This window comes from Rhizobium sp. BT04, from assembly GCF_030053135.1.
GTDB lineage: Bacteria > Pseudomonadota > Alphaproteobacteria > Rhizobiales > Rhizobiaceae > Rhizobium > Rhizobium binxianense.
On sequence record NZ_CP125652.1, the window covers coordinates 3400392 to 3413435 of the forward strand.

11 protein-coding genes are annotated in these 13044 nt (G+C 63.5%); 3 read left to right on the forward strand and 8 right to left on the reverse strand.

The genetic code is table 11. From position 1 onward, the window contains the following. Positions 1 to 15: 15 nt before the first annotated feature. The 8 genes from QMO82_RS24825 to ubiE form a co-directional block, all read right to left on the reverse strand. Positions 16 to 1677 (reverse strand): urocanate hydratase, encoded by a 1662-nt coding sequence (locus tag QMO82_RS24825; protein ID WP_183605424.1) that lies wholly within the window; start codon positions 1675 to 1677, stop codon positions 16 to 18. Positions 1678 to 1710: 33 nt separating this feature from the next. Further along, positions 1711 to 2040 carry a TfoX/Sxy family protein gene (locus tag QMO82_RS24830; protein WP_183605425.1) on the reverse strand — a complete coding sequence of 110 codons (330 nt, stop codon included), beginning with the start codon at positions 2038 to 2040 and terminating at the stop codon, positions 1711 to 1713. A gap of 3 nt (positions 2041 to 2043) precedes the next feature. After that, complete coding sequence (locus QMO82_RS24835) at positions 2044 to 3141, reverse strand: DUF917 domain-containing protein (RefSeq protein WP_183605426.1); 1098 nt, start codon at positions 3139 to 3141, stop codon at positions 2044 to 2046. Continuing rightward, a complete protein-coding gene (locus tag QMO82_RS24840; RefSeq protein ID WP_183605427.1) occupies positions 3122 to 4402 on the reverse strand; it encodes a Zn-dependent hydrolase in 1281 nt (426 codons plus the stop codon). Before QMO82_RS24840 ends, QMO82_RS24835 begins: the two co-directional genes overlap by 20 nt. After that, on the reverse strand, positions 4399 to 5778 hold the full coding sequence (locus tag QMO82_RS24845; protein ID WP_183605428.1) for a dihydroorotase family protein: 1380 nt from the start codon (positions 5776 to 5778) through the stop codon (positions 4399 to 4401). Before QMO82_RS24845 ends, QMO82_RS24840 begins: the two co-directional genes overlap by 4 nt. A gap of 21 nt (positions 5779 to 5799) precedes the next feature. Further along, positions 5800 to 7386, reverse strand: coding sequence for an aromatic amino acid lyase (locus tag QMO82_RS24850; protein ID WP_183605429.1), 1587 nt, complete (start codon positions 7384 to 7386; stop codon positions 5800 to 5802). Between the two features lie 202 nt (positions 7387 to 7588). Next, on the reverse strand, positions 7589 to 9163 hold the full coding sequence (gene ubiB, locus QMO82_RS24855; protein WP_183605430.1) for a 2-polyprenylphenol 6-hydroxylase: 1575 nt from the start codon (positions 9161 to 9163) through the stop codon (positions 7589 to 7591). 50 nt (positions 9164 to 9213) lie between these two features. After that, positions 9214 to 9990 carry a bifunctional demethylmenaquinone methyltransferase/2-methoxy-6-polyprenyl-1,4-benzoquinol methylase UbiE gene (gene ubiE, locus QMO82_RS24860; protein WP_183605431.1) on the reverse strand — a complete coding sequence of 259 codons (777 nt, stop codon included), beginning with the start codon at positions 9988 to 9990 and terminating at the stop codon, positions 9214 to 9216. A 149-nt stretch (positions 9991 to 10139) separates the two neighbouring features. Between ubiE and mutM the strand changes: the two genes are divergently transcribed. From mutM to rpsT, 3 genes are all read left to right on the forward strand, one after another. Next, the gene (gene mutM, locus QMO82_RS24865) at positions 10140 to 11030 is read left to right on the forward strand and encodes a bifunctional DNA-formamidopyrimidine glycosylase/DNA-(apurinic or apyrimidinic site) lyase (RefSeq protein WP_183605432.1); all 891 of its coding nucleotides are present in this window, start codon (positions 10140 to 10142) and stop codon (positions 11028 to 11030) included. Between the two features lie 24 nt (positions 11031 to 11054). Then, a complete protein-coding gene (locus QMO82_RS24870) occupies positions 11055 to 11828 on the forward strand; it encodes an enoyl-CoA hydratase (RefSeq protein WP_183605433.1) in 774 nt (257 codons plus the stop codon). A 191-nt stretch (positions 11829 to 12019) separates the two neighbouring features. Further along, positions 12020 to 12298 (forward strand): 30S ribosomal protein S20, encoded by a 279-nt coding sequence (rpsT, locus tag QMO82_RS24875; RefSeq protein ID WP_183605434.1) that lies wholly within the window; start codon positions 12020 to 12022, stop codon positions 12296 to 12298. The last annotated feature ends 746 nt before the right edge of the window (positions 12299 to 13044 follow it).

The following is a 13044-nucleotide window of genomic DNA, read 5'->3' on the forward strand; positions in this document are numbered from 1 at the left end:
TCCGCCTCCCGCACATCAACCAAGCCGGATATAGGGCACGTCCTTCTTCGCCACCTCATCTAGTGCCTCCTCGTAACCGGCATCGGCGTAACGCATGACGCCAAGCGCCGTATCGTTGGTCAGCGCATGGTCGAGCCGTTCGTCGGCGGCATCCGTGCCGTCGGCGACGACGGTGACGCCGCAGCTCGTCATGTAGCCGGCATAGCCGCCGCCGCCGGAATGGATGACGACGAGATCCGCCATCGACGAGCAGAGCATCATCGCATCGATCAGCGGCCAGTCGGCGATCGCGTCGGAGCCGTCCTTCATCCCCTCGGTCATGATATTCGGATGCGCCATGGCGCCGGCGTCGAGATGGTCGCGGGAGAAGGCGACCGGGCCTTTGAGTTCGCCGCTCGCAACCAGCGCATTGACGCGCCGGGCGAGTGCGGTGCGTTCGCCGTGGCCGAGCCAGGCGATGCGCGCCGGTAGCCCTTCGAAGGGCACATGCTCGCGCGCCAGCCGGATCCAGTTGGTGATGATCTTGTTATCAGGGAACATCTCAAGCAGCAGATCGTCGATCCGGGCGATATCGCTCTCCTCGCCAGATAGCGCCATCCAGCGGAACGGGCCGATCGCCCGGGCAAACAGCGGCCTGAGATAGGCTTCGGTGAAAATCGGAATGTCGAAGGCATTGGCAACGCCGCCCTCTTTGGCCTGCGTGCGGATCAGGTTGCCGTTGTCGAAGACTTCCGAGCCACGCTTCTGAAACTCCAGCATCGCCGTCACATGGTCTACGATCGAGGCGCGGCTTGCCGCCATCAACTGCCCCTGGCCGTCGTCGCGCAGGCCCTTGACCTGCTCGAGGCTCATGCCCTTCGGCACGTAGCCATAGACGAGGTCATGCGCCGAGGTCTGGTCGGTGACGATGTCGGGCACGATGCCGCGGCGGGCGATCTCAGGATAGACTTCCGCAGCATTGCCGACGAGGCCGACGGAAAGCGCCCGTTTGTCCTTCACCGCTGCATCGATCATCTGAAGGGCGGTGTCGAGATCGGGGGCGATTTCCTGGAGATAGCCGATCTGCTGGCGCTTGCGGGCACGCTCCGGATCGATGTCGACACAGAGGATCGCAGCCCCTGCCATGCGGCCGGCAAGCGGCTGCGCTCCGCCCATGCCGCCGAGGCCGGCCGTCAGCACGAAGCGGCCGAGGAGATCGCCGCCGAAGCGCCGCTCGGCGATGCGCATGAAGATCTCATAGGTACCCTGGATGACGCCCTGGCTGCCGATATATTGCCAGGCGCCGGCCGTCAGCCCGCCCCAGCAGATCAGCCCCTTGCGCTGCAGCTCGTAGAACACTTCGGCCTTTGCCCATTGCCCGACGATATTGCAGTTGGCCATGATCACCAGCGGCGCCTTGGCATGGGTTCGAACGAGGCCGATCGGCTTGCCGGACTGGATGAGCAGCGTCTGGTCCTCTTCCATCTCGATCAGCGCCTTGACGATGCCCCTGTGCGCCGCCCAGTTGCGGGCCGCCTTGCCAAGCGCGGCGTAGACGATCAGATTGTCGGGATCCTCGCCGACGGACAGCACGTTTTCGAGCAGCCGCAGCAGCGCCTCCTGCCGCCAGCCCTTGGCGCGCAGTTCCGGCCCGCCGGGAATCGGAAATTTCGGATGACGTGGATTGGCCTTCGGCATCGTGGGTTCCTCGTTTTGCTCTGCCTTCGTTCGTTATTTGCTGGGCAGCGATCCCACATAGGCGAGCGCCGCATCGAGCAGACGCCGTCTCAGGGCATCGTCGCCGTAAACCTCGGCACCGCCTCGCACCCAGCCATGCATCACTCGCTCGCCCGACAGCATCTGGATCACATCAGGCAATGCCAGCGCCCAGCCGTCATTGCCCTTGCCGAGACGGACCAGCATGCCGTCATGGCGCGCACCGCAGAGGAGGTTGCCGTTCAGCATGAAGGCCCAGCCGCCGAACATGGATTTCTCGGCAAGGCCCGGCCGATCGCCGAGTTCCTCGCGCAGCAGTTCTTCGAGACCCCGGTCGCGCGCCATGACTCAGGCCCTCGCCGCCAGCGCATAGCGGGCGATCTCGATCCCCATCGCCTTTTCGACGACGGGATAGACGCTCGGATCGAGCACGCTTGCCGAAAGCGGAATGATATCCATCGGCACATGCAGGATGAAGACATGCATGCCCTCCTGAAGCTGGCCGACGCTGAGCGGCTCGCCCTCCGGCGAAAGCGTGGTGATGACGGCAGGGAAGGTGGCAAGTCGCTCACCATCCGCGTCGTCCACCGCCATATATTCGTTCATCACATGCAGCGTCACCGATGTTCCGCCCGAGCCGACTGTGATCGTGCCGATGTCGAAGGCTTCCTTGGTGTAGACGACGTCCTTGCGGGTAATGATGCCCTCGGCAAGGATATGGCCGCCCGTCGTCTTGCAGATCGCGTCGATGACGGCTGATCCGCCGCGCTTCTCCGCCGCGATGATCGCCTCGCCGAGCGCAAGCGCCATCGAGATGCCGCCGAGTGCGGCATGGCTGCGGACATAGGAGGCCCGGAGCGGATTGCGGCAGCTGGCGATGAAGCCGCCGGATTGATCGGCGGCGGCGCGCAGCACCGGCGAGATCTTCGCCGTCGCCCCTTTCACGACCAGTTCGATATAACGGTTCTCCGCCCGGTTGCCGCCGACCGCGGTCTGGATCATTTGTTCGGGCGAACCGGCCATGCCGATCGAGCCCATGTCGCCTGTCGGATGTGCGCGGATATCGCCGACCGCATCGACCACCTTGGTGCCGAGGATCGCCGATGGCAGCCAGCCGTTCAGCGTCGAGGATTTGCCGTTCTGGCCGATGATCAGCCCGGATAGTTTCTCGCCCAGCGCCTCCTGCAGCAATTGCACCGCCTTCACATAGTCGATGCCCTGCATTTCCCAGGGCGTGGTCGAAGCCGGCGCGCCGATCGCGGCTGCGGTCGCGATCCAATCCTCATCCTTCAGCTCGTCGATCGACACCAGCTCCGGCTTGCCGATATTGACGGCGGCAAGTCCGAGCATCCGTCCGTGATCGGCCCAGCCGCCGCCGCCGGCGGCATAGACCGAGCCGCCCTTGACGGCAGCTTCCACGTCCTTCTCAACGAGTATGCGTCCCATTCGCCTTCTCCTGATTCAAGCTCTTGTCCATCTCGCGCACCGCTTCGAAAAGCACGGCGGCGCCGAGCGCGATATCGTTATTCTCGGCCCACTCGTCGGCCGAATGGCTGCGGCCGTCCCGGCACGGCACGAAGATCATCGCCGCCGGCGCCACCTTGGCGATCCAGGCCGTATCGTGCCCCGCGCCGGAGGCCATGCGCCGATGTTTGGCGCCGACACGGTCGCAGGCGGCCTCCAAGGTCGAAAGCAGCCCGGCATCGCCGGGTGTCGGCAGATTGTCGGAAACCCGGTTCGGCGCCTTGATCGTCACGCTGTTGGCCGTCGCCAGCTTTTCGACGTGGCCGTCGAGCCAGCGGCAGAAAGCCTCCATATCGGCACGGATCTCAGCGCGCCCGTCGATCAGCAGCACTACGTTCGACGGCACGACATTGGCGGCATTCGGCTCGATGCGGAATTCGCCGACCGTCGCGGCAAAATGCCCCGGCGTTTTGGCAAGCTCGGCGGCGGCATTGCGGATATCGAGCACCAGCTGCGAAGCCGCCACCAGGGCGTCGGCCCGCCGGTCCATCGGCGTCGTGCCGGCATGGTCGGCCCGGCCCTCGACGGTGATCTCGATCCGAGTGATGCCGGAGATCGCGGTGACGATGCCGATATCCTCTTTTTCGGCTTCGAGCACCGGGCCTTGTTCGATATGGAGCTCGAGAAAGCCTGCTATATCGGGCCTGTTTTGCTGCATCAGCACATCCGGTCTGCCGCCGACCTCAGCGATGCCTTCGGCCAGATCGCGTCCGTCGCTGGCGCGCGAAAGCCAGGCCTCCGGCAATTGGCCGGTCATGCCGCGGCTGCCGATGCAGGAGACGCCGAAGATGCTGACCTCCTCCGCCAGGAAATCGACGACTTCGAGATCGTGGTCGAGCTCCAGACCCTGGTCGGTCAATGCGCGCGCCACCTCCAGCGCCGAGATCACCCCGGCGATGCCGTCAAAGCGGCCGCCGTCCGGCACGGTGTCGGAATGCGAGCCGATCATGATCGTGCCGAGCCACGGTTTTCGGCCTGTCCGCCGGCCGATCAGATTGCCGGCGGCATCGATCCGCGTTTCCAGTCCCGCCGCCTTCATCCGCGCTTCGATATAGGCCCGGCCGTCGAGAAAGAGGGGAGAGAAGGCTCGCCGCGTCCAGGGATGCCCCGGCTCGGTAATCCCGGCCAGCGCCTCGATATCTGCAGCGATCCGGTCGGCATTGACGGGAAGATTGCGGCTCATGCTTCAGCTTCCGCAATGACTTGGCGCGGCAACGGCCGCACGAAGCGCCCGGTACCGGGCTCGGCCAGCACCTTCGCACCCTCGGCGATCTTTTCGCCACGCAGGTAAGTGGCCGAGACGGTCCAGGGCAGGCGGATGCCGTTATAGGGGCTCCAGCCGACGACGTTGTTGCCGCTCGCTGCGGCGTCATAGACGCTATCGCGCGGCTCCAGCACGACGATATCGGCATCCTTGCCAGGCGTCAGCGCGCCCTTGATATGGTCGAGCCGGAAATGTTTCGCCGGGTTCTCCGCCATCAGCCTGGCGGCCCATGTCAGCGGAATGCCGCGCTCGATGGCACCTTTGACGAAAAGCGGCACCATCACTTCAAGGCCGGGAACACCGGAGGCGTTGGCGAGCATGTCGGGATTGGTTTTGCGGTTTTCCGACCAGCTGACGTGATCGGTCGAGACCAGCCAGACATCGCCCTCCGCCACCTTCCTCCAGAGCCTCTCCACCTCGGCGCGCGGCCGCACCGGCGGATTGATCTTCGCCTTGCCGCCGAGGCGCTTCACGTCGTTTTCCTCGTCGAGCGTCAGGTAGTGGATGCAGCATTCGACCGTCGCCGCAAAACCGTCGCGGCGATAGGAGCGCGCGATATCGTAGCCGCGCCCGAGCGAGCAGTGCACCACATGCGCCGGGCAGTGGGTGGCAGCACCCGTCTCGAAGATCGTGTGCATCGCCAGCAACTCGGTGATCGGCGGCCGCGACAGGCCGTGCGCCCGCCAGTCGCTGATGCCGCTTGCCTTCACCTGCTCGATGTAGCTGCGCACCGCCTCGTCGTCCTCATTGTGCACGCCCGCCGTCAGCCCCGTCGGCGCAATTGCCGCAAAACAGGCGTCGAGCAGAGCCGGCGGAATGCGCGGAAAGCGCTTGGGGTCGGTGCCGAAGGTCGAGAATTTGAAGGCGGCGACACCTGCCTCCACCATTTCGCGGATCCGCGCCGGGCCTTCTTCCGGATCGATGGTGCCGTAAAGCGCAAAGTCGACGCGCGCCTGCGGACCGGCATGGTCGATCTTCCGCTTCACCGCCGCTGCTGAGCAGACGAGATCGCCCTCGTCATAGGGCATGTCGACGATGACAGTCACGCCTCCTGCCGCCGCCGAGCGCGTCGACCAGATGAAATCCTCCTGGTCCTTCTGCGAAAGCGAATGCACCTGCGCGTCGATCGCACCGGGCAGGATCAGCGCTTTGCCGAGCAGATGCCGTTCGCGCGCCGCCGGCGGCGCCCCGAGGCCGACCTCGGCGATCTCACCGTCGCGCACGGCGACATAGCCCTGCTCGAGAATGCGGTCCGGCAGCACCACCGTGCCCTGCAGAACGAGATCGAAATCCATGCCGCTTCTCCCTAAGCTCAATCAGACTATTGCCGGCTCCTGGCTGGGCAGCCGCTCTTCGATACGCTGCAGCGAGCCGAGCGCGAAGAAGTCGTCGAAGGAGGCGATTGGCACCTGCTCGATCAGCTTCGAGAGGAACTCGTCCGAGCCGAGCTCTTCCTCGATCGCCTCCACCTCCGCCGAAAGCGGCCGGTCCACGGTATAGAATTCGGCATGTTTGCGCACGACCGCGTAGAGCATGGCGGCGACGCCCTTCGGTTCATCGCCGAGAATGTCGATCGCCTGGGCCGACAGCAGCGCCTCGAGGGCTGCGAGGCGCTTCAGCGCCCGCATCTGCCGATCGAAGCGTTCGATGACGAGCGGCAGGAAGGCGGCCTCGTCCTCAAGACCCGCCGCGACGACCAGCGACTGGGCCGACACGGGATTCGACATCGACAGCACGCGCGAGAAGATCTCGCCGGCAAGTTTGATGATCGGCCCGAAACCGGTGGCGATCCGCCCCGGCGGCACCAGATTGACCGGCAGATCGCGCCGCTGGCCGTTGCCGAGAATGACGCAGCGGTTGAAGGCGTTGCGCGCCGCATGCGCCATGCAGAGCGCGGCCGATTCGAGCAGGATCGTCACATCGAGCGGCAGAGAACCGCCCGACGTCATCACCCGGCCTTCGACGACGACGGGATTGTCGTCCGAGCGCCCGGTGGCCGCAAGGATCTTGTGGCCGGTCGATAAAAGGTTTTCGATCACCGCGCCGAACACCTGGGCGATCATGCGCAGGCTGAGCGGATCCTGCACATGTGTTGCGACGGGCCAGTTCCATTCGTCGGAGGCATTGCAAAGCCAGGCGCCGATCAGCGCTTCGCGCGCCGTTCCGACATGCCGGACCGCCTTCCAGGGATCGCGGGACGCGCCGAGCGCGCCGGCCGCCATCATCGCCGTTGCCAGCAGGACGCGGATCGAGGCAGCAGCATTGCGCGTCGTTTCCGCCGCCGAGGCAAAGCTCACCGCATTGATGCTGAGCGAGGCGAGGCTGTCGCGTGGCGCCATCCGCATTGGTTCCAGCCCGGCGGCCCGGAAGGCCTCGGCCGCCTGCATCCGGTTGCCGCGATAGATCGCTTCGCCGACGCCGGTCAGCACCGCGCCGATCTGCCCCATCAGGCCGATATCCGCACAGCCGATCGAGCCGGTGCGGCGTACGACCGGGATGAGATCGGCCTCGAGCATCCTGATATAGGCCTGGATCAGCTCCGGCGTGCAGCCGACCTGCCCGGTCAGCGCCGTGTTGATACGGATCGCCATGGCATTGCGCACAATATTGCAGGAAAAGGGGGTGCCGGTGCCGAAATGATGGGCGCGCACCAGGCCGAGATTGAAGGTGTCGAGTTCGTCGGCCGACCACTCCACATCCTTCATGGCGCCGACGCCGGTCGTCGAGCCGTAAACGGGCATGCCGGAGGCAATCGCATCCTCGACGATCTCGCGGGCGATCGCGATGCGGGCCATGCCTGTCGCCGAAGCCGAAATCTTAGCCTTGCCCGCACCAATCGTCACCATCTCGGCAAAACCGAGCGGTTGTCCGGAAAGTTCGATGCCAAGGCGTTCGTGCTTCATGTGCCTATCTCCCCAGAACAGGATGATTCTAGGCCGGATCGGCTTAAAATCTGAATCCTGTTCTAAATTAAAGAGTCAGAGCATGACGTCGCCCGAAAACCGCTCACACTTTTCGGTATCATGCTCTGAATCTCAGACTAAGCGAGCACTCCGTCACATGGGATATCCCAAATGCCGAACACAGCATGTTTTTGGCAGGCGGTCAGCTCAGCATCCAGGCAATATAGACAAGCGTCAATGCGATGATCCAAAGCGCGATCCTGGCCGAGCGGTTGTACCGCGCTTCGGCCTTGCCGATCGCCTCCGCCGTCTCAGCGTCGAAGCGCAGCCCGTGCTCGCTCATATGCAGAAGCTGATGGTGGAATTTTTCGGTCTTCGCTGCGATTTCGGGCACGGCTTCGGCGAGCTTTACCGCCGCCTTCAGCCCATCCTTGAGATCCGTGGCGATCCGCTTCGGCCCGAGATTGGTGCGGATCCAGTCACCGACGACGGGCTCGGATGCCTTCCACATGTTGAAGCGCGGATTGAGCATGCGCGACACGCCTTCGACCACGACCATGGTCTTCTGCAGCATCACTAGCTCCGGCCGCGTCGCCATGTCGAAGAGTTCGGTCACTTCGAACAGCAATGTCAGCAGCTTGCCCATCGAGATCGTCTCGGCCGGCTGTCCATGGATCGGCTCGCCGATCGCCCGGATCGCCTGGGCGAAGCTCTCGACATTGTGGTGGCCGGGCACATAGCCGGCCTCGAAATGCACCTCGGCGACGCGGATATAGTCACGGGTGATGAAGCCATAGAGGATTTCGGCGAGGAACCGCCGCTCCTTCTTGCCCAGCCGCCCGACGATGCCCATGTCGACGGCGACGATCATCCCGTCCGCATCGACGAAGAGGTTGCCCGGATGCATGTCGGCATGGAAGAAGCCGTCGCGCAGCGTGTGGCGCAGGAACGACTGGATCAGCGTATCGGCAAGCAGGTTGAGATCGTGGCCGGCCGCGCGCAGGCCCTCGACATCGGACATCCTCGTGCCGTCGATCCACTCCATGGTGATGACGTCGCGCCCGGTGCGCTCCCAGTCGACTTTCGGCACGCGGAAGCCGGGATCCTTTTCGGTATTCTCGGCGATCTCGGAAAGGGCGGCTGCCTCCAGGCGAAGATCCATCTCCACCTTGGTTGTCTGCTCCAGCGTCTTCGTCACCTCGACCGGGCGCAGCCGCCGGCTGGACGCCAGGAAACGCTCCTGCATATGGGCAACGAGATACATCGCCTCGATGTCATGGGCAAAGCGCTGGCGCACGCCGGGCCGCACGATCTTGACGGCGACTTTCTTCCGGCCCTCGGCGCTATCGACCTCGGCCGGATGCACCTGCGCGATCGAGGCGGCGGCGATCGGATCGCCGAAGCTCGCATAGAGCTCGCCGATCGGCCGTCCGAGCGAGCCTTCGATATTGGCCTTGGCGGCTGCCGAGGGAAAGAAGGCCATGCGGTCCTGAAGCTGCGACAGGTCGTTGGCGAATTCGACGCCGACGACATCCGGCCGCGTCGCCAGGAACTGCCCGATCTTCACATAGGAGGGACCGAGCCGCTCGACAGCCTGGGCCAACCGGTCGCTGCGCTTCTGATGCCGCGCCTTGCTTCGCTCGAAAACCGTGACGAAGGATTTGGCAAGCGCGATCGGCGGCGGCAAGCCTTCGGACGGAAGCGCCGACACGACGCCCTCACGCACGAGCACCCAGCCGACGCGCCAGAGGCGGAAATAAGCTCCGAAAGTGCTCATGCAGGTTTGCCTGCTTGCGAAGCCGCGACCAATTTCTCCACCCTCATCCCTCAGAGCTTCCAGCCGGAGTGGAGTGCGGCAATGCCGCCGGTGTAATTGGTGTAGGTGACGCGCGAAAAGCCGGCCTGGCGGATCATTGCCGCAAAATTCTCCTGGTTCGGGAACTTGCGGATCGATTCCACCAAATATTGATAGGGTTCGGCATCGCCGGTGATCGCCTTGCCGAATTGCGGAATGGCATTGAACGACCAGGCATCGTAGATCTTGTCGAGAAGCGGCATGTCGACTTCGGAAAATTCCAGCACCAGCAGCCGCCCGCCGCGCTTCAAGACGCGATAGGCCTCAGACAGCGCTACGTCGATCCTCGGCACGTTGCGGATGCCGAAGGCGATCGTATAGGCATCGAAGCTGCCTGCCTCGAAGGGCAGTTCCTCGGCATTCGCCTCGACGAAGGTGAGATTGCCGGAAAGCTTCTTCTTCTCAGCCCGCTCGGCGCCGACGCCGAGCATCGAGCCGTTGATGTCGAGCACGGTGGCATGCGCCTGTCTGCCCGAGGCCTCGACGATGCGGAAGGCGATGTCGCCGGTGCCGCCGGCAACGTCGAGCACCTTGTAGCCCGGTTCCTTGCGCGGGTTCAGCGCCGAGATCATCGCATCCTTCCAGGCGCGGTGCATGCCCATCGACATGACGTCGTTCATGATGTCGTAGCGCTTGGCGACCTTGTGGAACACCTGGTTGACCAGGCCCTGCTTCTCGCCGTCCGACACCTCGCGGAAGCCATAGGAGGTCTCCATGCCGCCGTCGGCGGAGGTGCGGCTTTCTGACATCAGACTGCTCCATTCCTTAAGATTCGGGCGCGGCGGCCATAGCGAAAGACGGCGCGCGACGTTATCACTGGGCCGCGCTCTCCGCGGCACCTTGGCGCTATAGCGCACATCGCCGTCGGTTGAAACACGTTAGATATAGATGGGTTAAGATGCCGGAATTGCCAGAAGTCGAAACGGTGAAACGCGGCCTGACGCCGGCGATGGAGGGGGCTCGCGTCACCAGGCTGGAGCTGCGCCGCGGCGATCTGCGCTTTCCCTTTCCCGATGCTTTCGCCGACAGGGTTTCCGGCCGCACCATTATCGGTCTCGGCCGTCGCGCCAAATATCTGCTGGTCGATCTCGACGACGGCAACACGCTGATTTCCCATCTCGGCATGTCCGGCTCCTTTCGCATCGAGGAGGGTGCAGCCTCCGCCATACCAGGCGAATTCCACCATGCCCGTGCGAAGGACGAGAAGCACGATCACGTCGTCTTTCATCTCGAAGGTTCGGGCGGCCCGCGCCGCGTCGTCTACAACGATCCGCGCCGGTTCGGCTTCATGGATATGGTGGGGCGGGCCGATCTCGCCGCCCATCCGTTCTTCCGCGATCTCGGCCCGGAGCCGACGGGAAACGAGCTTGGCGCCACCTATCTCGCCGAACGTTTCCGCGACAAGGCGCAGCCGCTGAAAAGCGCGCTGCTTGACCAGAAAAACATTGCCGGTCTCGGCAATATATATGTCTGCGAGGCACTGTGGCGCTCGCATCTTTCGCCGATCCGCGCCGCCGGCACGCTGGTGACGGCAGGGGGCCGGCCGAAGGCGCAGCTCGACCTGCTCGTCGCCGCGATCCGCGACGTTATCGCCGATGCGATCGCCGCCGGCGGATCGTCGCTACGCGACCATATCCAGACCGACGGATCGCTCGGCTACTTCCAGCATTCCTTCTCCGTCTATGATCGCGAAGGTCAGGCTTGCCGCACGCCCGGCTGCGGCGGTACGGTCACCCGTATCGTCCAGGCGGGCCGCTCCACCTTCTATTGCGCCACCTGCCAGAAATAAGAGTGAGAAACCCGGGAGAACAGCATGGCCTATGAGACCCTGATCGTCGAAACCCGAGGCAATGTCGGCCTCGTCACGCTGAACCGGCCGCAGGCGCTGAACGCCCTGAATTCCACCGTGCTCAAGGAGTTGAAGCAGGCCTATGCCGGCTTCCACGCCGACGAGACGGTCGGCGCGATCGTGCTCACCGGTTCCGAGCGCGCCTTTGCCGCCGGCGCCGATATCAAGGAGATGCAGGCGCTTCAATTTGCCGATATCTATAAGAGTGATTTCATCAGCGGCTGGGATGATGTCGCCAAGGCGCGCAAGCCTGTCATCGCCGCGGTCAGCGGTTTTGCCCTCGGCGGCGGCTGCGAGCTCGCCATGATGTGCGATTTCATCATCGCCTCGGAAACGGCGAAGTTCGGCCAGCCGGAAATCACCCTGGGCGTCATTCCCGGCATGGGCGGCTCGCAGCGGCTGACGCGCGCCGTCGGCAAGGCGAAGGCGATGGATCTGATCCTGACCGGCCGGATGATGGATGCAGCCGAGGCGGAACGATCGGGACTCGTTTCGCGTGTGGTGGCGCCCGAGCGTCTGCTGGAAGAGGCTTTTGCCGCAGCCGAAAAGATCGCCTCGCTGTCGCGGCCCTCGGTCCTGATGGCCAAGGAGGCGGTCAGTCGCGCATTCGAGACGACGCTGGAGGAGGGCTTGCGTTTCGAGCGCCGGCTGTTTCACAGCCTCTTTGCCACCGACGACCAGAAAGAAGGCATGGCGGCCTTCGTCGAGAAGCGCAAACCGGCTTTTACGCACCGTTGAAGGCTTTTCGGCGGTTCCCGCGGCAAAGCTTGAAAATCCGCGTTGACGTGGGCCGGCTTTAGAGTTATATGCCCGCCCACGGTTCGGAAAGCCGGTCTGGTTTTCCGCGATTGCTCCCGCATTGCTGGATTTTGTGGCCGCAAGGCCCGCGGTAATGGCGGAGTTTGTTCGAATTCTTGAGAGAGGCATCCATGGCCAATACAACTTCGGCGAAAAAAGCGACCCGCAAGATCGCCCGCCGTACCGACGTCAATAAGGCTCGTCGCTCGCGCGTTCGTACTTTCGTTCGCCAGGTCGAAGAGGCCATCGCATCCGGTGACGCCGTCAAGGCGAAGGAAGCTTTCCTGGCTGCTCAGCCCGAGCTTGCCCGCGCCGCCAGCAAGGGCGTGCTGCACGCCAACACGGCCTCGCGCAAGGTCTCGCGTCTGGCCGCTCGTGTGAAGGCGCTTTCGGTCACCGCGACCGCGTAATCTTCCATTAACGACCTCCTCGTTATGATTAGCCCGGTAATTTTACCGGGCTTTTTCGATTCCGCCGATCAGCCCCCGTATGGTTAACCTCACGACTGTTTCGTGTCAGCGCCATGACAGGAAAAAGCGTTTAAAAACAAAGACTTGCGCTAGGATGCTTCTGCATTGCGCGACTCTGCCCCACGCTTCCGGGACCAGGGGGGAGTCAAGAAGATTTTTATTTTTTTTCTTTCCATGCGTGTCAAAATAGCCCGAACGGGGAATCTCCTTGATTCAAAAGCGATTCTTTTTTGACGCTGGTGTGACGCCCGAAAGGGGCGGGCGGAGTCAATGGCCGCTTCTTAATTTTGCGTAAAATTCATCGTTGATATTGCCTTTTGATCCTGCCTAAATGGCTTCCAACAGAGGGCGCGGACATCACCTGCAGAGGCTCGGTCTTAACTGCCACGTCGGCAGGGCGATAAGTTTGCGCCATTTGTTACGGAGCCTAGCGCTTCCGTTTTTTCAAGCACTCGACGGATTTGGGCCGTAACGTGGCTGTTACGGGCAGGGATGTTTTGTGCCTTCAGCGGCCACACGTTTAAGGCGAGGCCGCCGGAGAAGGTTAAAGTAATATTGCGTTCGGGCTGTCGGCCGAAAACGAGGATCGACCGCCAGCCTGGCACGGAACGCCGATGAAGGTGCTGCATGAATGCGGTCCCTGGAACGGAATTTTGTGCCGGTCCCTTCGGGGGCAGTGTTTGAGT